This is a genomic window from Arenicella xantha (assembly GCF_003315245.1).
Taxonomy (GTDB): domain Bacteria; phylum Pseudomonadota; class Gammaproteobacteria; order Arenicellales; family Arenicellaceae; genus Arenicella; species Arenicella xantha.
The window spans coordinates 90,548-112,888 of record NZ_QNRT01000002.1 but is presented as its reverse complement, the minus strand read 5'-3'; the positions used below and the strand labels follow the sequence as shown (position 1 = coordinate 112,888).

16 protein-coding genes are annotated in these 22,341 nt (G+C 47.4%); 7 read left to right on the top strand and 9 right to left on the bottom strand.

The features are described from left to right. Positions 1–78: 78 nt before the first annotated feature. Together DFR28_RS06410 and DFR28_RS06405 are read right to left on the bottom strand one after the other, a co-directional pair. Complete coding sequence (locus tag DFR28_RS06410) at positions 79–783, bottom strand: PepSY domain-containing protein (RefSeq protein ID WP_170131995.1); 705 nt, start codon at positions 781–783, stop codon at positions 79–81. Beyond that, a complete protein-coding gene (locus tag DFR28_RS06405; protein ID WP_211316909.1) occupies positions 780–1,502 on the bottom strand; it encodes a PepSY domain-containing protein in 723 nt (240 codons plus the stop codon). Before DFR28_RS06405 ends, DFR28_RS06410 begins: the two co-directional genes overlap by 4 nt. A 273-nt stretch (positions 1,503–1,775) precedes the next feature. Here DFR28_RS06405 and DFR28_RS06400 point away from each other — a divergent pair, with 273 nt between their 5' ends. Further along, positions 1,776–2,117, top strand: a complete 342-nt coding sequence (locus tag DFR28_RS06400) for a DUF4156 domain-containing protein (RefSeq protein WP_113953519.1) — start codon at positions 1,776–1,778, stop codon at positions 2,115–2,117. A gap of 145 nt (positions 2,118–2,262) precedes the next feature. Here the strand turns inward: DFR28_RS06400 and DFR28_RS06395 are convergent, their stop codons facing one another. Then, positions 2,263–3,606, bottom strand: coding sequence for a sigma-54 interaction domain-containing protein (locus tag DFR28_RS06395; RefSeq protein ID WP_211316908.1), 1,344 nt, complete (start codon positions 3,604–3,606; stop codon positions 2,263–2,265). Positions 3,607–3,803: 197 nt separating this feature from the next. Here DFR28_RS06395 and DFR28_RS06390 point away from each other — a divergent pair, with 197 nt between their 5' ends. Genes DFR28_RS06390 through DFR28_RS06380 form a run of 3 tightly spaced genes read left to right on the top strand, consistent with a single transcriptional unit; the run spans position 3,804 to position 8,093 of the window. Beyond that, entirely contained in the window at positions 3,804–4,709 is a 906-nt protein-coding gene (locus DFR28_RS06390) for an MBL fold metallo-hydrolase (protein WP_113953518.1), read from the top strand. A gap of 38 nt (positions 4,710–4,747) precedes the next feature. Beyond that, entirely contained in the window at positions 4,748–6,325 is a 1,578-nt protein-coding gene (locus DFR28_RS06385) for a bifunctional protein tyrosine phosphatase family protein/NAD(P)/FAD-dependent oxidoreductase (protein ID WP_113953517.1), read from the top strand. Positions 6,326–6,365: 40 nt separating this feature from the next. Beyond that, positions 6,366–8,093: a SulP family inorganic anion transporter gene (locus tag DFR28_RS06380; protein WP_113953516.1), complete on the top strand. Its 1,728-nt coding sequence runs from the start codon at positions 6,366–6,368 to the stop codon at positions 8,091–8,093. A gap of 57 nt (positions 8,094–8,150) precedes the next feature. Here the strand turns inward: DFR28_RS06380 and rimK are convergent, their stop codons facing one another. Next, complete coding sequence (gene rimK / locus DFR28_RS06375) at positions 8,151–9,056, bottom strand: 30S ribosomal protein S6--L-glutamate ligase (protein WP_113953515.1); 906 nt, start codon at positions 9,054–9,056, stop codon at positions 8,151–8,153. 380 nt (positions 9,057–9,436) lie between these two features. On the opposite strand from rimK, the gene corA reads away from it, so the two are divergent. Together corA and DFR28_RS06360 are read left to right on the top strand one after the other, a co-directional pair. Then, positions 9,437–10,405, top strand: a complete 969-nt coding sequence (corA, locus tag DFR28_RS06370) for a magnesium/cobalt transporter CorA (protein WP_113953514.1) — start codon at positions 9,437–9,439, stop codon at positions 10,403–10,405. Between the two features lie 305 nt (positions 10,406–10,710). After that, positions 10,711–12,126, top strand: coding sequence for a hemolysin family protein (locus DFR28_RS06360; protein ID WP_113953512.1), 1,416 nt, complete (start codon positions 10,711–10,713; stop codon positions 12,124–12,126). 32 nt (positions 12,127–12,158) lie between these two features. Here the strand turns inward: DFR28_RS06360 and DFR28_RS06355 are convergent, their stop codons facing one another. The 5 genes from DFR28_RS06355 to DFR28_RS06335 all read right to left on the bottom strand — a co-directional run bounded on the left by DFR28_RS06355 (position 12,159) and on the right by DFR28_RS06335 (position 21,255). After that, positions 12,159–13,136: a calcium/sodium antiporter gene (locus DFR28_RS06355; RefSeq protein WP_113953511.1), complete on the bottom strand. Its 978-nt coding sequence runs from the start codon at positions 13,134–13,136 to the stop codon at positions 12,159–12,161. Positions 13,137–13,277: 141 nt separating this feature from the next. Further along, the gene (locus DFR28_RS06350) at positions 13,278–14,546 is read right to left on the bottom strand and encodes an MFS transporter (protein ID WP_113953510.1); all 1,269 of its coding nucleotides are present in this window, start codon (positions 14,544–14,546) and stop codon (positions 13,278–13,280) included. A 58-nt stretch (positions 14,547–14,604) separates the two neighbouring features. Continuing rightward, positions 14,605–16,587, bottom strand: a complete 1,983-nt coding sequence (locus DFR28_RS06345) for a BCCT family transporter (protein ID WP_113953509.1) — start codon at positions 16,585–16,587, stop codon at positions 14,605–14,607. Positions 16,588–16,607: 20 nt separating this feature from the next. Beyond that, positions 16,608–18,605 (bottom strand): tetratricopeptide repeat-containing sulfotransferase family protein, encoded by a 1,998-nt coding sequence (locus tag DFR28_RS06340; RefSeq protein ID WP_113953508.1) that lies wholly within the window; start codon positions 18,603–18,605, stop codon positions 16,608–16,610. Between the two features lie 67 nt (positions 18,606–18,672). Continuing rightward, positions 18,673–21,255: a TonB-dependent receptor gene (locus tag DFR28_RS06335; RefSeq protein ID WP_113953507.1), complete on the bottom strand. Its 2,583-nt coding sequence runs from the start codon at positions 21,253–21,255 to the stop codon at positions 18,673–18,675. A 333-nt stretch (positions 21,256–21,588) separates the two neighbouring features. Here DFR28_RS06335 and DFR28_RS06330 point away from each other — a divergent pair, with 333 nt between their 5' ends. Continuing rightward, complete coding sequence (locus tag DFR28_RS06330; protein ID WP_113953506.1) at positions 21,589–22,095, top strand: MarR family winged helix-turn-helix transcriptional regulator; 507 nt, start codon at positions 21,589–21,591, stop codon at positions 22,093–22,095. Positions 22,096–22,341 lie beyond the last annotated feature (246 nt).

Genomic DNA, 22,341 nt, shown 5'->3' with positions numbered 1-22,341 from the left:
AAAGCAAAAACTATGCAAAGCAAAAACTATGCAAAGCAAAAACTATGCAAAGCAAAAACGTAAGTCGCGCCAAGCGCTTTAGCGAACTAAGCCACGCCGAGTAAAATCACGACGTGTAAAGGTCGTCATCACCAGCAATACTCCTGAGATTGCTAACCATAATGTCAAAAATGCCACAATCAGTATTTGCGGGTTATTGAAATTATGCTTTCGAGGATAGTCCATGAAGTGCAACATTAGCAGAAAGTCGACCACTTTCCAGTAACGGTTTCGATGCGCCAGAACCGACGCGTCGGCGGTAGAAATGTAAACTCGTGTAGCGAGGTCATCATCAAAGTTGGCGCGCCAGGCAGCGTCCTTAATATTATCGTCACGACTTCCGCTTTTAAGGTATTCAACAGACATTAATCGGCCGTCACCTTGATAGCTTTGTACCGCCACTTGTTGCACTTCCTGCTTCGATACGGTCAGAGGGCGGCCAGTTGTCGCATCATAAAAAAGTGGGCCGCTAGGCGTTTCTAAGCGATAACTCAAGGTTTGCATGAAGGTCGTTAATGCGACTGAACTGACCTGAGATGTTGGTGCCGACGCAATCAGTTTCTGAATTGGAAATAACGGCGCTTTTACCTGGGCTATGGCAGGCAAGTCTTGGGGCGTACGAGTTAGTCGACCAGAAACTGTTTTATGATCAATAAAACTAATCAGCATGCCACTGACTACCCATATTATCACTTGCAAGCCGATAACCACGCCGAGCCACTTATGCAGAAAACGCAGTGTCACTGTGCTTTTCTCCGCCAAATACGACCCAAATTAAGTCGGAAGTACAAGTACCAAACGCCGCTGAAAACCAGCAGCAGAGCTAGACTCGAGGTGATCCGTAAGATGCCATTATTGACATTCTCCCGCTCGTCGTAATCCATAATATGGAGCATCCACGCGAAATCGAACACTCGCCACAGCGTATGTCGCTTGCTTACTAATTCACCAGTTTGAGGAGAAATATATAGGCTTGATCCCCATATATCATCAAAATCAATACGCCATAAGGGCAGGGCACGAGAACCAATTTCAGATGGTGGATTGGCCTCTATTAGAGTTGCGCTACTGATTTCAGCATCGCCAGCATAGTATTGCTGGGCTTGTTGGTGAGCTTCCTCGACTGTCAGATCAGCCACCGTTAAGCCAGATTTTGCATCGTATAGAGTGGTCTTGTTAGGGTTGTCAACATGGTACATTAGCTGACTTCTAAGTAAATTCAGCGATATCGATTGAGCTTCAGGGTTGGCTTTAGCGAGCGTCTCAAACAATGTTGGCGGCAGCGAAGGCCAGTCGATTAAATCGAGCTGATTTGAAGGTTCCACAACTAAGTGATCGCCATGGATAATATCGATATCTATCACGACCATATACAAACCACTGAGAGTCCAAATCAGTAGCTGTAGGCCAACCAGCAGTCCTAACCATTTATGCAATTTCTGAGAGAGTCGACTGGCTTTCAAGAGCAGGTAATTATGTGGGTCGTTTGGTGGAGGCGCTTACTCTAGCTTAAGTAGCGCCATCATCCAAGTGGTCGTGCAATCCATGTTTCATACTCGATTATCTAAACATGTCTGTTTGTTCTATCTTAGATTATTAAGTTAGGCGTCTGTTTTATGCTTACGAGGTTACAAAACTGACAGCCAGCTAGCGCTAGTGTTTAACTAGAGTAATATTGAAGGCTAAATTAATGATTCACTTTTGATGCGGCGAACGCACACTGTTGGAGAAAATCTATGCTTAGAACTCGTTCCAAAAAGCTTCCGGTGTTATGTATGACCATTTTGATTACATCAACGATAGTAACCGGTTGTACTTGGGTAAAAAAAACACCAGGTGCTGAGCGTGTGCGCGTTGTGCCACTGGACAGAGTCACTGATTGCCGAAATCTTGGCTCAGTGACTGCCTACACTAAGGACTCAGTGTCGGTACTCAATCGAAGTGCTGAGAAGGTTCGGCAGGAACTACAAACGCTGGCGATGAATGATGCCGTTGAGCGACAAGGAGACACAATTGCCGCTACATCCAAGATCCAAGATGGACAGCAAACATTCGCTATTTTTCGTTGTTTGCCCTAGTTAACATATCAATTCACATTGCTTAGCTGGAAGCTCGCTCTTGATAAGCTTCCAGTTGGTTAAAATAGCGGCTTTTATTTTCACATATTCCTTTATTTAACAGTCGCTTAAAGAATGTATTTAAGCAAAGTTAGCACGTCTAATCTTAAGTGTCAGCCTCGCTTATGGCATACCGGTCAAGCTTTCGATAGAGTGTCCGTAAGCTCACTTTAGCGATATTGGCAACTTTTTGTTTATCGCCTCGACACTGCTTCATTAGGTCGTTTAGATACTCAGCTTCGATATCTCGCAAAGAGAGGGCGTGCTTCGATGTCAAACTCGGAGCGTGATGTAGAGAGCGGTCTAAATCAATACACTCAGTGATTACGGTCTCATCTATTATATTTGTTTCACAAAGTACCACGGCTCGATCAATGATATTCCTAAGCTCTCGAATATTGCCGCGATAGCGATGATGCTGTAACACGTCGATGGCCGATTGAGTAATATGTAAGCTCTCGTCCTCAAGCCTAAGGAAATGCTCCACTAACTGAGGTATGTCCGACAGCCTGTCATCAAGTGACGGTATCAGAATTGGAAATACATTAATTCGATAATAAAGGTCTAGTCGAAATAGCCCTTGCTCAATCAAGTTCGCTAGATCACGATGGGTTGCGCAGATCAATCTGAAATCGGCAGTGCGAACTTCGGTGCCACCAACTCGGCGGAATGTCTTGCTTTCAATGAGTCGCAGCAGTTTTACTTGAGTGGCTAGCGAAACATCACCAATTTCATCAAGAAAGAGTGTGCCTCCATGCGCCTTCTCAACGAGGCCAGGCTTATCAGAATTAGCGCCGGTGAATGCACCTTTTTTGTGTCCAAATAACTCACTCTCAATTAAGGTCTCGCTTAAACCTGAACATTCTAGTGTCACCAAAGCTTGGTCGCTGCGTTTACTTGCCATATGTATCGTTTGGCTTACGAGCTCCTTGCCGGTGCCTGATTCGCCCAGCAGCAATACGCTGGCGTTACTATTCGCTACTTGGGTTACAGATCGAAGCATCCTCTCGAACGCCTGACTGGAGCCCAACATCTTCTGGGTTCCCAAACTGCCGCTCGCTAAGGGCACTGGTTTTAATAGTTCAACGAAAAAACTCAACTGATCCTGCTCGTCAAAGATCGGAATCATTTCGACGTCTACATGCTCGCGCCCATTTGGCGTTTGGTGGATGTGCAGAACTGTCTCTTTGTGTTTCGACTCCTTAGCCGCCAATAAGGGGCAGTCTTCTCCAGCTTGGTCGCACGGACGATTGTAACCATGAGAGACTGCATAGCAACGGGGCTTAGTTTGCCAATCTATTTCACCGAAGCTCTCACGATATTTTGTATTGCTCGCCAAAATCTCATAGTCCGCGGTAACTAAAATAGCTGGCACATCGTAGGCTTCGAGCATTTGCCCCATGTTGTCGTGGTTTTGCATAATTTGAACTAAGCGCAGGATTTTTGTCATTAATAGCACAGATATGTCAATAATGACAAAGAATGCATGAATCTAACCCTATATCCCCCAACAAGTTCGCCATTTTGAAGTTGGCACGACTTATGCTTAATACGATTCATAGAAATTCACAACGCATTCGATTTGGGCTGAAATCACCATAAAACCTCGGCCCCAGCGAAGAATAAACTCAAAGAGGTAAGCCTAATATGACAAATCAAAAACCAGTGAAACCTGAAGTCCTTCCGTTTTTTGACGAAGACTCAAACACCTTTTCCTATATCGTTAAAGACCCGACTTCAAGCGCTTGCGCAATCGTTGATTCAGTACTCGATTTCGATTATCCGTCCGGCACCGTTGCCTATGATGGTGCTAATAAAATAATTGATTGCGTTAACAAAAAAGGCCTAAACGTGGTGTACTTGTTAGAAACTCACGTTCATGCTGACCATATATCCGCTGCGCCCTATATTCAGTCAGTTCTGGGCGGAAAAATTGCAATTGGTAAACATATCGTCGATGTTCAGGGTGTTTTCGGTAAAACGTTTAATGAAGGCACCGAGTTTGAGCGTGATGGCTCGCAGTTCGATGTGTTGTTTGATGACGATGAGCGCTACCAAATCGGCGCGCTTGAAGGTCGTGCAATTCATACTCCAGGACATACCCCAGCCTGCATGACGCATTTGATTGGTGATGCGGCTTTCGTTGGTGACACATTGTTTATGCCTGATGGTGGCACAGCACGCGCCGATTTCCCCGGTGGCGATGCGCGGATACTCTATAGATCAATTAAAAAGGTCTTAAGTCTGCCTGACGACACGCGCCTGTTTATGTGTCACGACTATCAACCAAACGGCCGAGAATTAGAATATTTGACCACGGTAGCAGAGCAAAAGCGCTCGAACATCCACGTAAATGACAGCATATCAGAAGATGCGTTCGTGACGATGCGGCAAACTCGAGATGCCAGCTTAGGCATGCCGCGCCTTATTCTGCCTTCATTGCAGGTAAACATGCGAGCAGGTCACTTTCCTGAACCAGAGGATAATCAAACGACTTATCTGAAAATTCCGGTCGCAGGCCTAAAGAAAATACTCATTGCACATTCGCAATAGTATCAACCGCCCACGACCACCAAAGGAGTAGCACCGAAATGAAAATCGAAAAAATAAACGCCTCAATGTCCGTCTCCGATCAGATTTTGCCGGATGACATCACTCGTTTGAAAGCCGACGGCGTGGAAATTCTGGTATGCAACCGACCCGATGGCGAGTCTGCTGAACAGCCTAGTTATGACGAAATCAAAACCGCTGCGGAAAAGCTTGGAATTGACGCGTACGCGATTCCATTCGAACCCGGAAAGCTCAGCGATGCGCAGCTTGAAGAATTCCACCAATTACTGGCCTCTTGCAAGAAGATTCACGCTTATTGTCGGTCTGGAGCTCGTTCAAAAGTCATTTTTGAGCGCGCTAACACATTGCCAAAAAGTGCCGCGCCAACTGGCGCTAATAATCGCGCATTTGATGTTGTCATAGTTGGTGCCGGCTCGGCTGGTATCGCGACGGCCGCCAGCCTAAGGAAGCGCAATAAATCAGTGACCATTGCGGTCATCGACCCATCGGACGATCACTACTATCAACCTGGCTGGACTATGGTCGGTGGGGGAGTATTTGACGTTAAGAGCACACATAGAATGACTAAAGACGTCATACCTTCTGGAGTGCAGTGGCTTCAAGCAGCCGTGACGGGCTTTACACCAAACGACAATAACGTGAGCCTTGATGATGGCGGCACGGTCAGCTATCAGCAATTGGTTATTGCGCCCGGTCTAGAACTCAATTGGGCCGGCATTGAAGGCTTAGAGGAGACTCTTGGTAAAAATGGGGTCACTTCTAATTATCGATATGACCTCGCTCCGTACACGTGGGAGTTGGTACAGAATTTGAAGCAGGGAAAAGCGATTTTCACGCAACCACCGATGCCCATCAAGTGCGCCGGCGCACCGCAAAAAGCGCTCTACCTTTCGGCTTCGGAGTGGCTTAGCTCAAACCGATTAAAGGATATCGATATTGAATTTTACAATGCTGGCGGCGTCCTGTTCGGTGTGCAAGAGTACGTGCCAGCACTGATGAGCTATATCGAAAAATACCGTGCTCAATTGAAGCTTTCGCACACCTTGATGAAAGTCGACGGCAACACTAAAACGGCTTGGTTTAAGCAGGTTGATGGCGACGGACAAGAACGAATCGTGGAAACTAAGTTCGACTTTTTGCATGTATGCCCACCGCAGCGAGCACCGCAATTTATTCGCGAATGCGAGTTGAGCGATGCCGCAGGATGGTTAGATGTCGACCCTGCAACATTGCAACACAAACAGTATCCAAATATCTGGGGCGCTGGCGATGTAATGAACACTGGCAATGCAAAGACCATGGCTGCAGCTCGTAAACAAGCACCAGTGGTGGCTCAGAATATTGCAAATGTGTTTGCCAGCAATCAGTCGCGTGTCGCCTACGATGGCTATGGCTCGTGTCCGCTTACAGTAGAACGTGGCAAAATTGTATTGGCGGAATTCACTTATGGTGGAAAATTAGCTCCGTCATTTCCAGCGTGGCTAAATAATGGTACTAAACCGACGAAGTTTGCTTGGATACTCAAGGCCAATATCTTACCCGCAATTTACTGGCATGCGATGTTGAAGGGTAGGGAGTGGATGGCCTCGCCGATGTAGTTAGACGCCATCAACTGCTAACCAACACAAACCTAAAACTATGCTATTGAGCCGACTAACCAAGACCGTTCCGATTATCGGACAGCTGCGCGACTATGATCGCGGCAAGCTTGGCCGTGACCTAATTGCGGCAATTGTGGTCACAATCATGTTGATCCCACAGTCATTGGCGTACGCCATGTTGGCTGGTCTGCCGCCAGAGGTGGGCCTCTATGCGAGCATTCTGCCACTAGTCGCTTACGCGATATTTGGCTCGTGTAAAACACTTGCCGTTGGCCCCGTCGCGATTGCTTCGCTTATGACGGCATCGGCGCTTAGCGTCGTTACTGAGCAAGGTATTGTTGGCTATGTCGAAGGCGCCATGTTGCTAGCGCTACTGTCAGGCGGTTTTTTATTACTGCTGGGAATTTTGCGGCTCGGGTTTCTATCGCACTTCTTGTCACACTCCGTGGTTGCAGGCTTTATCACTGCATCCGGCTTGGTGATTGCGCTGAGTCAGCTTAAACATATTTTGGGAATCCCAGCCTCAGGGCACAACTTCTTTGAGCTCGTACAGTCGATTTTTGCGAGTGTCACGCAGTTTAATAAATATACTTTAGCACTCGGAATAGGCTCTTTAGGTTTTTTGGTATGGGCTAGGCGCGGCGCGCCGCGACTATTAGAGTTATGCGGAGTTCAGGCAGATTTAGCGAAGGTGCTCGCCAAAGTCGCACCGGTTATCGGCGTTGTTGCAACCACAATTATTGTCGCAGGCTTTGCGCTTGACCTTCGCGGCGTGGATATCGTCGGGGCTATTCCAACCGGCATTCCGGCTCTTCAGTTGCCTGGAATTTCGATGGACGCGGTTAAGGCGTTGGCATTGCCAGCAATGCTAATCTCAATTATCGGCTACGTTGAATCGGTGTCTGTTGGTAAAACCTTGTCAGCTAAAAGACGTGAAAAGATAGATGGAAATCAGGAGCTTATAGGGCTTGGTGCCGCTAATTTAGCATCCGGTATATCCGCAGGGTTCCCAGTGACCGGTGGATTTGCTCGCTCGGTCGTTAACTTTGACGCTGGTGCAGAAACCCAACTCGCAGGGATCTTTACCGCAATAGGCATTACATTAGCTGCGCTGTTTTTGACACCGTTACTTCACTACTTACCGGTAGCTATGTTAGCGGCAACCATCATTGTGGCCGTGCTGTCTTTGGTCAATATCGCGATATTTCGCGAGGCATGGCGATTTTCCAAAAGTGATTTTAGTGCCATGCTGATCACGGTCGCGATGACGCTTTACCTTGGCGTTGAGATCGGCGTTGCCAGCGGAATAGTCACGTCTATTTTACTTCATCTGTATCACACGTCTGAGCCTCATATTGCCGAGATAGGGCTACTTCAAGATTCCCACCATTTTAGAAACATCAAGCATTTTGAGGTTGAAACCAACTCCGCTATTGTGTCGCTGCGTATCGATGAAAGCCTGCTATTTTCCAACGCTGGCTATCTTGAAGACTATATCGATAACTTGTTGATCGATCGCCCCCAAGTCAAGCACATAATTCTTCACTGTGGCGCTATTAACGGCATAGACCTTAGTGCGCTGGAAATGTTGGAACAGCAAAACACTCGAATGCGTGAGCAATCCAAGCAGTTACACCTATCTGAACTAAAAGTGCCGGTTAAAGCACAATTGGACAAAGTCGGGTTCATTGATAGGCTCACTGGCTCACTCTTTCTGAGTCACTACGATGCCTACAAATCAATCAGCAACAGCTTAGGTCGATGAGTGCATTTTTTGCTGCATGAGCATGCCTAGTTGATTTTCTATTGTTGACGAATTCGGCTAACCAGTTCCGCGAGTCTTGGTTGCAAAGGGTTTAGCATGTTTTTCAATATGTTCAAAAATCATTCCGGCCACGTCTCGCTTAGTTGCGGCTTCTATGCCTTCAAGCCCTGGGCTTGAATTAACCTCCATGACGACTGGGCCGTGATTGGACTGTAAAATGTCGACACCACATACGCCCAGTCCCATTGCTTTAGCGGCGGCCATAGCGGTAGCGCGTTCGTCAGGGCTAAGTTTTATTAGTTTGGCCGAACCGCCACGATGCAAATTGGAGCGGAACTCGCCCTCAGCTCCTTGTCGCTTCATAGCCGCTACGACTTTGTCGCCTACAACAAAGCAGCGGATATCCACACCACTTGCCTCTTTGACAAACTCCTGCACTAAAATATTGGCGTTTAGCCCCATAAACGCTTCAATAACGGCCTCTGCCGTTTTGGTGTTTTCCGCCAGCACAACACCAATTCCTTGGGTACCTTCTAACAACTTGATAACCAATGGGGCGCCTCCTACGGTCTTAATCAAGTCTTGTGTATTCGATGATTTATTGGCAAAACCGGTGCGCGGCAGTCCAATCCCTTTCCGTGACAATAGCTGCAAAGAGCGGAGCTTGTCACGCGACCGGCTTATCGCTACGGATTCATTGACCGAGAAGGTGCCCATCATTTCAAACTGTCGCACTACCGCGGTTCCATAAAATGTGATTGAGGCGCCGATGCGCGGAATAATCGCATCATATTTTGGCAACTCGGCACCACGGTACCGAACAACCGGACGATTCTTGGTGATATCCATATAGCACTGTAATGTATCTATAACATCTACTTCATGACCACGAGCCTTACCAGCTTCAATTAATCGTCGAGTGGAATAGAGCTTTTTGTTTCTAGATAATATGGCGATGCGCATAATAGATTCCTGGATTAGTAAGGTATGTAAGTAGGACGTGGTCATGACTCATGCTTAGCCGGAGCGAATTAGGTATAACGTGTTTCGCGTACTGCACACGCTATACCTAGACAAAGCAGTCCGACAAACACGCCGCCACTGAATAGCTGTGTTTGAGCATACAGCATCTGCATGGATGCTAGATGACTAGGTTCTATTTACGAGCACACAAAGGGTAATCAAGTCAGTTATATGAAGTCGCACCGATGCGATATTCTATGTGATATGGTAATTATCTCCTGACACAACGGTGTTGTTACCTGAACCGACACTACAATCCTTAGTAGTGGGTTATTCTTATTAAGTCCAGTGTCACACTGAAAAAAATTAAGGAATCGACGATGATACGAGCGTTTGTTTACGACCCCAAAACCAAGACATCGCAGAGTGGTGGGGAAGAGCTGATTGAAATGTGGAAGCAATCAGATCGCAACATCATTTGGCTTGATATTGAAGGCAAGGCTGATGAGCACGATAATGCTTTATTGGCAGAATTTGGCATCCATCCATTGGCAATTCAGGATGCCTTGCGACCACGACATCCGCCTAAAATAGAACGCTTTCAGCAGTTCTTGTTCATCTTACTGCGAGGCTTAGATGCTGATACCAATGGCATCAATAGTGGCACTATTCAGCTTTCCTGCTTTATCAGCCCTCGATTTCTGATTACACGCCATGCAAAACCATCGGCTTCCGCCAATTGGTTGTTTGATCAGCTCGAAAAAGACCCGTCATTAATCTATGACGGTCCTGGTGCGCTGGCTATTCGCTTAAGTAATCGACTAGCTCGACGCTATGTTGAAATTTTACTTGAACTCGAACCTCGGCTTGATGAAATAGAGGAGGAGATGTTTAAAAGTCCGGACGATACGCTGTTGGCTGAGCTAACGGGCTACAAGTCGCGACTTCGAAAGCTGACCCGAACCGCTAACTATCATCGCGACGTGGCGATGGCCTTGCGTAGTCATGATGAACCGCTGCTAGCTGATTCACTAGTTCATGAAATAGTCGACCTATACGAGCAAATTGAGCGTACACAAACGCTGGCTAATATGTATTACCAGATTTGCAACGATTTAACCGATGGGTATTTGGGGATGTCGTCGCATCAACTAAACCGCGTAATGCAACTATTAACGATTATTACCGTTATCTTTGTGCCACTCACATTTATGGCCGGCATTTATGGAATGAACTTTGAATACATACCCGAGCTAGGGTTCAAAGGCGGATACTTTGTGCTGCTAGCAATTATGGCGGTGGTAGCGGTAATACAAGTTTTCTATTTTCGTCGGAAAAGGTGGCTCTAGTACAAACTCACTGCATGTTGGTTGCTTGACGTAAGCCCTAGCGTTGAACAAGCATAACTAAACTGCGCTAGACACTTGGGTTAGGCTCATCAAAAGGGCGTTGCAATCCGCTGCTTGCAGCACGTCGTGTGATAGGTTTAGCGAGAGCTTTCAGAACTGGGTTTAAGCAAGCATCCGCCAAGCGAAAGATTCGAATTGGCGCCACTATTAATTTGCGATTCGTTACCCCATACTGCCGACGAATTACTTTGCCAACCCAATGCTGCTTCAGCACGGGTAGCCTTTAACAACACTTGGATGCGATTATGAGTAGCGAAACAATTGGCATATTAACGATCTTAGTTTTACTCGCAATTAACGCTTTCTTCGTTGCGGCGGAGTTCGCCTTAGTTAAAGCTCGCGCATTCCGAATTGACCAGATGGCAGATAGCGGCAGTCGTGCGGCCAAGCTAACTCAGCGTATACAGCAGAAGTTAGAATCATACTTAGCCGCCTGTCAACTGGGTATTACCATGGCGTCACTGGGCCTCGGTTGGGTTGGGGAACCCGTTGTGGCGGCGCTACTTGAGCCAATGTTTCACGCTCTGGGAATGTCCGGCAATACGGTACACACCACGTCATTTATTTTAGGTTTTCTAATCTTTTCGTCACTCCACATCATTATTGGTGAGCAAGTACCCAAAACATTTGCAATTCGTAAATCCGAGCCAGTGTCGTTATGGTCAGCCTATCCGTTGCACTGGTTTTATCTTTGCGCCTTTCCGTTGAATTGGCTGTTAAACAAGGCGTCGGGTTCAATACTATCGTTGTTCAATGTTGAAGAGGCAACGCATGCGGACGTGTTATCAAACGCCGAAATACAAGGGATCATCGATACCTCTGAGCAACACGGTGAATTGGATACTGACCGCGCGACAATGCTGCAAAACATGTTTAAATTTGACAGTCATTCAGTACAACAAATCATGGTGCCCAAACCGCAGGTCGAAATACTCAATCTAAACGACTCATGGGAAGACGCCTTGCGGGTTATGCAAAGTAGCGGACATTCGCGCTTTCCTGTTTTTGATGGCAATACTGATAATCCAATTGGGGTTGTGCTAGTCAAGGATATCTACAGTGCCATCGTAAGTTCGATGGGAGGCGTCACCGTTAATGGTGGCTCAGACCGAGCTCAAGCGCCCGATCCATTAGGCGTTATAAGACAGTGTTTGCGCACACCATTACTGGTGCCTGAGCGTCAACAAGTTAGCAACCTATTCGAGCTTATGCGCAAAGACCGAGTACACTTAGCGGTGGTAATGGATGAATATGGTAGTTTTTCTGGTGTTGTAACCATGGAAGACATGTTGGAAGAAATTGTTGGCGAGATATCTGATGAGCTTGATATAGACGACCCTCATGCTGCGGTTATCTGGGTCGAGGATCATTGGCAGACCGACGGCATGGTTTCATTAAACGATCTGTCGCGTGCCATCGATGTTGATTTTCCAAATTTTCCTGACGCGAACACCATCAACGGACTATTTATGAAGCAACTCGATCGTATGCCTAAACAGAATGATCAAATTGAATACTATGACCTTCGATTTATCGCCGTGACGGAAGAGCGTAATAGAATTGGTAAAGTGACGATATTTCCTGTTAACTCATCCATGAGCGCCTCCGAGCTATCAAGTAATACTGGTTCTAAGTATATCGGCACCAAGGACACGGATTAACAATGCTGTTCCGCTCCATTAGTTCGACCTAGCTAGCTGGTGGTTGACGATACAACAAGGTATCCGGTGTAGACACTGTAAGCACACAATAGCGCAATGCCTTCAAATCGATTTATGCGGCCTTGGCGCTTAAAACCATAGGCCATCAGCAGTAAGGCTATGGTTAAAGCGAGCATAACAGACCAGTCTCGAATCAATACTTGTTGCGCAATGGACTGCATCGGCTGAATAACTCCAGCCACACCAACAACTGCGAGTAAATTGAACATATTTGAACCCACCACATTGCCGATAGCAATGTCATGTTCGCCCTTACGCGCGGCAATTATCGATGTGGCTAATTCAGGAAATGAGGTTCCAAACGCCACAATTGTTAGGCCTATCACTAGGTCGCTCATACCAACAGCGGCAGCTAAGGTAACTGCTCCCCAAATCAATACTTGTGAACTGAGTATCAGCAGCGCCAAACCGACAGCGGTCCATAGTGTCGATTTCGACATACTCATTGCATCTGTGGTGGAGAGTGACGACGCTATTTCTATACCTAGCGCATCATCTCGCTGCCGTAGAGCGGTATAAATCGACCATGCAATGAGTGTAAAAAAGCCGAGCAGCAAACCTACTGATTCAAGCCGTGAGAGCTTAAAGTCGCAGATTGCTAAGCCAAAAAGAATACTGATTAACACTAGAGCCGGTAGTTCTCGGCGGACAATCTGAGAACTGACCATAATTGGTGCGACTAGAGCTGTGACGCCCAAAATCAACCCAATATTGACAATATTAGATCCAATTACGTTGCCAAGCGCCAACCCGGTATTACCGTTGAGCGAGGCGCTTGCGGACACAATCATTTCTGGCATCGATGTACCAAACCCAACGATAATCATTCCAATCAACAACGGTGGCACATTGACGTGATTCGCCATAGCCGAGGCACCAGCCACGAACCGATCAGCGCTCCAAACCAATGCTGCAAGCCCAATAATGATTGCTATCAGTGAAATTAGCATTGAGTGATTGAGGAGTTTAACCAGTCGGCCAAAATTAGCCTTAATTGCATTACAGCGTCAGTTGTTTAATAGCCTGATTCATTCGGCTATTAAAGCACATGGTTGCCGCCAATAGCACTAATAGCCCAATATCAATATAGATTACTTTGCGCCGCTGGCGTTCGCCCGCTGGTCGTTAGTCAGCCCCGAATCAGAACTTTGCAGCACGTTCGATGCGGTGTAAACACTGGCGATTGCATCGGAGAAATCGCACTGTGCCTCGTCGGTTGCAGGTGGGCGGTTCATGGTTTGAGCAATCACAGCGCAAAGTAGGGCATACACTGCAGCGCAGAAAACATATAAGCCGGTTGGCCCCAAAGTGCCCATCAATATCGACGAGAGTATCGGACCAATCACCGCGCCAATACCATAAATCAATAACAAGCCACTGGAGACACGCACATATTCATAAGGCTTTGCGTAATCATTGGTTAAGGCAACTGCCACCGAATACAGGGGAAACGCCATACCGCCCCATAACACGCCAAACATCATGAGCTGAATCTCACTTAATTGCCGGCCGGCTAGCACAATAAAAATACTGAGTAAGCCGGCGCCGAGCGCGGTACCGATAAGCACTTTACGCCGTTCAACCCGATCCGATAAATAGCCAAGCGGCCATTGACAAACAGCACCACCAATTACCCCAGCCGTCATATACCAAGCAGCTGAATCGGTATCTCCGGTATATTGCGTAGCGAAAATGGCCGACACGGCCCAAAACGATCCGTTGGTTAATCCGGCTGCGAAGCAACTTGCTGTGCCAGCACGTGAGATGCTTATCAGTCGCCGAAGGTCAATGCGTACCGCTCGCGGTTTAACCGGAGCCTCAGAGCGCGACAAGGCCACGGGGATGGCTGCCACCGACACCAATATTGACGCGATTACGAAAAGTTGTAACGCTTGCGGGTCGTAAAGTAGCAACATCATTTGACCAATAGCCATGACGGTTAATGTGATAAACACATAAACTGAAAAAATAAGGCCCCGTGTTTTATTGGTTGCTATGCCATTTAACCAACTCTCAATTACGATATACAAAACGGCAAAACAGAAACCGGTGAGAAAGCGTAATACGCTCCAAAACCAAGGATCGGTCCACAAGCCCAACAGTAGTGGCGTCGCTGAGGCTAGGGCTGTCATTGCAGCGAACACTCGAACATGTCCCACTGCGCTAATCAATACGCCGCCACGTAAGCAGCCGATCATAAAGCCGAGAAAATACGCAGCACCAATGGCACCAATCGTAGCAGTCGGAAAGCTCTCAAGGGCCGCCCGAGTGGGCACTAACGCGCCCTGAAGCCCTTGACCGGTAAGAAGTATTGCGACGCCAAACAACAACGCCGCTATCGATAGCAAGGTGCTTTTCATAATGCTCGCAGTGACGACTTATTAGCGCTCGATGACGAGTGGAGCTGCTAACACGGCGCTAACTGATGCCGTCAATAAAATATAAATGATTTTCATAGCGGCTGACGATATCGCTAACGACACTGTCTTTAGACCAACCCATAATGTCATAACCTTGACCACCTTCGCTTAGATGAACCTCTGCTTGCGAGTAGGTTTCATCTAAGTCCTCGGTATCTGTCACTTCGCCGACTTTAGGTACTGCACTACTAACGCAGATCACTTCGTAGACAAAGTTAATTTCCTGTTCGTGATTAACTTCTAAGGCGACTTTACCTTCTTGAGCTACTCGGTCAGTCACCGATGCCTCAATGCCATGCGCCTTTAGTTCGCTTACAAATTCAGTCATGGCGGGTAGCACAACCGAGGTTTGGAAGGTGCTTACTTTTGCGGTATCTGGATAATGCAATAGACGGTCAAGTCGATCACGCCATGCACTTTCGCCGCTTGCCATTGCGGCTGGCTGCATCGATGCTTCTACATCACGCTTAGCCACATCGATGCGCACCGCTTTAAAGAATCCATAAATTGCCCACAATAGCGCGAGGGAAAACGGCAACGCACCGGCAATAGATGCGGTTTGTAATGCTGATAGTCCACCAGCGTACAACAACACTACGGTGATTAAGCCTATCATGACGGTCCAAATGACCCGCTGCCATGCAGAGGTATTATCTTCACCTTTAGAGGCCAACATATTCAGCACCATTGCACCACTGTCTGCCGATGTCACAAAGAACACAACTACCATCAATAGCGCAATAAAAGCTAAGACGGATGACATTGGGAAGCTTTCCAAGAAACCAAACAGCGCGACGGCCTGATTTTCCTGTACCGCTGCACCAAGCTCCGGCATTGTGCCGCTAAGAATCAGGTCAATTGCGCTGTTGCCAAACGCGCTAAACCAAAATAAGTTAAACACACAAGGAACTAGCATCGCGCCGAACACGAACTCACGAATCGTTCGACCTTTTGAGATGCGAGCAATGAACAACCCGACAAACGGGGCCCAAGATAACCACCATCCCCAATATAAGATCGTCCAGCCACCTAACCAGTCGGTTGGGTCATAGGCATATAAATTAAAGGTCTTCGATACAATTTCCGACAGATAGTCACCGATATTCTGCATGAACGTCTGAAAGATAAACACCGTTGGGCCGACCAAGACAATGATCGCCAATAGAATCGCTGCGAGCGTCATATTAAGTTCTGACAGTCGTTTGATACCGGCATCGAGCCCCATAAGCACCGAAACTGTGGCGAGCCCCATCGTGCCTATTATCAATAGCACCTGCGTTGCCTTGCTAATCTCTATACCGAACAAGTGATCCAGTCCAGAGTTTATCTGAATCACGCCCAAGCCAAGACTAGTTGCGATACCACAGGTGGTGCCGAGAATGGCAAACACATCAATAGTGGTGCCCCAGCGCCCGTAAATTCGCTCGCCAATCAACGGGTAAAGCGCGGATCTAAGCGTTAGCGGTAAACCGTGACGGTGCGAAAAGTACCCAAGGATCAACGCAACAATCGCGTAAATCGACCAGGCATGCAGCCCCCAGTGAAAAAACGTTAGACGCATCGCTTCACGTGCCGCGGCCACGGTGTTGCCATCACCTCGAGGCGGCGACATAAAATGCATAACCGGTTCCGCTACCCCAAAGAACATCAGTCCAATGCCCATTCCCGCCGAAAACAGCATGGCAAACCAAGACAAGTTCGAATACTCGGGTTGGCTGTGATCTAAGCCAAGCTTGATGTCACCAGCTCGTGAGAACCCCAGCACCAAAACGCAGACCAGAATAATTGCCACCACCATTACATAATACCAACTTGCGTAAGTAACGATTCCACTCTGCAGCAAGCTGAAAAATTCACCGCTTTGTTTAGGCATCAATCCAGCATAAGCCACCAATGCTAGTAGGGCGATAATGGAGGTATAAAACACCGGGCGATCAACTGAAAATCGTGTGCTTTGTGAAGTTGCATTATTATCAGACATATACTGGCCCCTATGGCGCCTTAAGTAGTTGGAAGGTCACAAGTAGTTGGGAGATCGCCGAGCGCGTCGCGTAACGGACTCAGCCATGCGTCATAGTGACGCCATTGTTCAAGCCCAGAGCGGAACAGCGGTTGTCGAACCTGTTCAGAACTGGGGGTTCTGACCGCTCGTTTAGTACGGTGGAAGTCGATACATGCGCTTTCATGTGGCAAGCCGCAATAATCGAGAATACGACTCACTTGCGTCTCAAGGTCGTCGACTACATCCTCATAATTCACTTGCAAAATTTGCTCAGGGAGTACCGATTGCCAGTGTGCCATTAGCTCGACATAGTCACGATAATAGCGACCTATGTCAGTTAGGTCGTAGGTAAACTCTTGGCCTTCAGCAAACAGCTGTTTGTAACCGCTAAAACAACACGCCATCGGATGACGTCGAGCATCAATAATTTTCGCATTCGGCAAAATCGCTTTTATGAGACCGATATGTCGAAAATTATTCGGCATTTTATCGATGAAGAATGGTGCGTCCTGGCGATGGATTTGAGTGTCGCGTAAATAGGTCGCCCCGTATTCCGCAAGCTCTTGTTTTGTCAGTCTATGCAATACTTCTGGGTACTGATTGCTAGCGGTAATTTGTTCACGCGGACCACGCCTTAAGCGGTGTGCCAGCGCTGGAATATTAGGTAGTTCTAAGGTGCCGTCTACTTGGCTATGAGACGACAGAATTTGCTCTAATAGAGTTGAACCAGCACGCGGCAAGCCGACAATAAATATGGGAGCAGGGGACGGGTCGCCAGCGCCACTAATTCGTGACACAAATTCGGCGTTGCAATGCTTGCGTTGCAGGTCAAACTCTTCTTTCATCTTGCTGGCCAAATATCGGCTTTGAGCTTTCTTAAGATCATTTCCCGCCTGATAGTGAGCAAACGAATCGTGGTACTGAGCTTGATCCTCTAAGGCTTTGCCCAACGCGAAATTAAGGTATACACGATCATTGTGTGACAAGTAGGCTTGCTCTACTAATGACTGCATTTCGGTAATTTGCTGAGCCGAGAAGGTAAAGGTCTTTAAGTTGGCGAGCGAATACCATGCCTCTCCGTGGCTGCGTTTGGACGCAAGCGCGCGGGTATATGAATCAATGGCAGCACTCTGTTGGCCATCAGTCTTAAGTGCATGACCGCGCGAAGTCAGCGTGATCGGTTCGCCAGGTAACGCCGTTAATACAGTGTCAAACAGTGCTAGCGCTTTTTGGTAGTCACCAGTTTGCATACACTCAATGGCATATAAGGATTGGAACTGAGGGTTATTCGGAGCCTTTTCAAGCAAACGCTTAGCACAGGCCAGCGAAGCATTAAACTTCTGACGCTTGCGCAATACTTGTAGCAGTTCCATCTGAATTTGAGGGTCATCTGGCGCAAGGTCAGCGGCTGTGCTAAGTAAAAACTCAGCATCTTCTAACACGCCGAGTTTAAGGCCTATGTCAGCTAAAAGCCGCATGGCCTCAACGTTCAATGGGTTTTTGTGTAAGAACGCTCGGCACACTTGTTCTGCCTTAACCAGTTTACCTTGAGCGACTAAATCAGTGGCTGACACCAAGATCTTGGGAAGTTGCTGTAAGCGTTCGATTCGCTCAAGAATCATATTCGCTTCTGGTGCGCGCTGCTGCATACGCAATATTTCGAACTGCGCTTGCCAACTTGCCGCTAACGCGGGGTTAAGCTGAGTCGCGCGGGAATAGGCTGCGAGTGCATGGTTCCAGTCTTGTTTAGCACGAAAAACGTGGCCTTCTTCCTGTAAGGCTCGGCTATGGTCTGGCGATAGTCTATGGAGTTGTTGAAGCGTCTCAAGAGCGCCATCGAAGTTCTTTTGATAACGCAAACAAACGGCAATTAGATACAGTGTTTCAACGTCTTGTTTAGGGCGAGCCATTAAGCTGGATAGCGCAGCGGCGAAATCGCCAGCGCGCATCAGCGGTTCTACGCTAGATAGTTCAGAATCAGGTTTCGCTGCAGGCATAGAATTGACGGAATCACCAATGTGCGCCGATCAGTAAAGCGCACATTGGTGAATTCATTACAGTTGACTAGAAGTTGTAACTTAAACGTACGCCAGCGGTGCGTGGACGCGCATACGACACACGGTGGCGATCATTCACGAAGTTACGTGATAACTCAGCGCGCTCGTCACTCAAATTATCGATATACAACTCCGCAGACCACTTTTCAGTGCTAACACCAGCGGTGATGCCAAACATAGTCCAGCTGTCGATTCGTGAACGGTTAATCGAAATAATGTCAGAGTACGATTCATCTGAGTAGGCCATATGCGGCATGACATGAGCAACTTTATCGCCACTCAGGTTCCACTCATATCGGGCTAACAGGTTGGCTTGCATACTTGGTGCAAACGCCAATTCATCGCCAACTCTAACATCGTTGGTCGGGGTAAGTACTTCGGTGATCTCAGTATCTAAAAATGACACCGCGCCACGAACAGTTAAACCGGCTAGATCAGGCAACCAAATGAAGTCAGTTTCAAGTCCAGTAACTTCTGCATTGGCCGCATTATCAGAGAAGAATAGGTTGGTAATACTCGGATCGAGGATTGTCGTTTGTAGATTTTCGATGTCCACTCTGAATACACTACCATTCAAACGCAAGGCACCGTCTAACAAATCGGTTTTCCAACCAACTTCCATATTCAGCACTTCATCGGTATCCAAGGCAAATGGAACACTAAAAGTGCCGGCAGGGTTAGTCGCGCCACCAGGTCGGTTTAATAGTCCAGGTCTAAAGCCTTCTGACACAGTCGCGTAGAACAGTTGGTCAGCACTAGGCGTCCAATTTCCGGTTAGTTTAAAGATTGTGCCGTCGGTTTTTGCTTTATCAGGTGCGTTTAACGCAGCTACCACAGAGGCTGGAGTGTTCTCATCAATTGTCTCAGCGCTATAGGTGATTTGTGCATCGGGGCTACACGTACCGCGAAAAGTGATTTGACCATCACCGTTGTAAATATCGCTGATATCAGTACCGAACGAGTTCGAATCTGATTGAAACAAGTTACAGAATGACGAGTTAGCGCTGCCTTCAAAATCCACCTCAATATCGTAGTAGCGCGCGCCAAATGTTAACGCAAACTGATCATTCATTTCGTAAGTTACTTCGCCAAATACACCGAACTGCTCATCAGTACGGCGGATATCGTTGCGGAAGATAACGTCGGCAGGAAATGGTCCCGCATCGGAAATATAGCCAGTGGTGAATGGAAAGTTAGGTGAAAAGCCGGTTTGGGCTCCATAACCGTCAATCTGGGTTGATCCTTTGTAAGTGAAGTCATTGCGTTCCTCTAACTCCAAATCACTATAGAACGCACCAACAGTCGCACTGACTTTTGAGTCAGACAGCGTCGACACACGGATCTCATGGGTTTGGATCTTAGTGTTGGTTAGACTGTCGACAAGCAGGTTTGGAGCTTGACACACGCCGCTCGGCGCTGCACTACCTGGGTAGGACACAGAGCTATCACAAATGTAGTAGGGCAGGTACTGACCGACGAACATATAGTCAGCATAATCAATAACTTGCTCTGTTTCTCGATCAGTATATGCGCCCGCATACACGACTTCTAATTCAGCAAATCGACCAGTTAGAGTCAAACTTGTGTTGCTGAAACTGTCTTCCATTGTGTCTTGTTCGTAACGCGCAATTTCCAAGTCGCCTAAGTCTGGGTCGGCAAAGAAAACGCCGTCCGAGTCCAATTGCTGGGCTGATTGAGACAGCAGCACACTCCACTCATCGTTGATATCAACGAGTGCGGTAAGACGGCCACCGGTGTAAGTGGTGTCATTAAAGTCTTCTTCAACTAAGGCGCTATTATCTGCATTAATAAACTGTACACCGCTCAGATCGGCGGTAGATTGAAAACCAGCGCGATCCGCGCTGACCGGCACGCCATTTGCTCGAACCGTTCCTTGTGGGCGGAACCGAGCGCTTTCTGTCAGATTTAGGTTTCCTGCAACATTGTCAATGTAACCACCTTGATCGTCTCGGTAAACCACACCACGCAGTGTGAACTGCTCAGTGATGGGTAGGTTTAACATGGCTTCGATATTGTTGCTTTCTTCGCCCAGTTTAGTCGTAGCAAAGCCAACTTTTACGTTGCCGTAAGTGTCCGTTGGATCTGGCTTATTGGTGATCAAGCGAACCGTGCCGGCTTGCGAGCTAGCACCAAATAGTGTTCCTTGTGGGCCGGACAATACTTCAACACGATTCATGTCGGCGGTATATACGTCTAGATTACGGCCTGGTTGCGCCAAGGGTTGTTCATCTAAGTACAGCGCTACGTTTGGCGCAAGGCCGGCGACGCCCGCAGTAGTTAGGTTTGGTGTGGTGGAAGCAACGCCTCTAATATAGATAGTGTTTTGCCCCGGTCCACTGCCGCCTGCTGTGACGCCTGGCAGTTGCACTAGGTAGTCAGAGAAGTTAGATATCCCAAGCTGTTCAAGAGTTTTTTCTGATACAGCGGTTACTGCAATCGGAATGTCTTGCGTGCTTGCTGCTCGCTTGGTGGCGGTCACCACTATTTCTTCGATTGCCGATTGCTGCGCGTACACCGAACCAGAAGTAGCGAGCGCGATTGCTAAGGGTAATTTTTTCTTAAAGAACATGTAGTAGTGGGTCCGTGGCCCAATTGATAAAGAACATCCGTCAACCAAATCTTATTTAGTTTCAGCTGAATATAATAAATATAGAGGAAATGTGGCAAGATTTTGCCGAAAGGCATAGTAACACTTGTGCAAATTCGATTCAAAGCGAATTCCCATAGTAAATAATACATTCAGTTATATACATTATTCATCAAACGCAACACCCTGAAACCGATTGCAGCTGCGTCGTAAGCTGTCTATTTCAATAAGACTCATTAACAAGTTTGGCGAAATGGTCACTCCGTTGTATTCTTTAAGCACACAGCAAAACGCTACGCCGCGGTCTTACAAACATTGAAACAAGCCGAGAAAGTGTTGATCGCATTACGCAGAGTTATTCGAGCAACCGACCTACATTCCAAACACCTGGCTAAAACAATCGGGCTCACCGGTCCGCAGATTTTGTTGCTGCAAACAGTCCAGCATCATAGCGATGCAACGATTAGCAAATTAGCTGACGAGATGAGCTTAAGCCAGCCCACGGTTACCAATATATTGGGGCGACTCGAGGGGCGAGGGTACTTGTACCGTGAGCGGTCTCAGCAGGATCGACGCAAAGTGCACGTGCATCTGAGTGATAAAGGCGCCGTTGCACTGCGAGATGCCCCGGTGCCACTACAAGATCGCTTCACCGAACAGTTTGATCAACTTCAAGCCTGGGAACAATCCATGATCATCGCTGCTTTGCAGCGTGTCGCGCAGATGATGGATGCGCAAGATATTGATGCCGCGCCACTCCTTATAGTTGGCAATGTACAAGCGGACGAATCTAGCGAACCGCCAATAGACTCTAACAAGTAACGCAAGAATAAGCGCAACGCTTAGCCAAAATCGAAGCATTGTCAGCTGACATTAGATGGATGCCGACGATTTGTTTTCTCCTCCTTTAGCTGGCAAAAATTCAAACTCTCCGCAGATATACGTTCGCAGGCTTTAACAGCTCGAGTATATAAGCCTAATCTGCCTAGATCTAAAATTAAATCAAACGTTTGATTTAATTTTAGATCTAGCGTATTGTCCGCCAATAATGCAGTGAGTGACTATAGG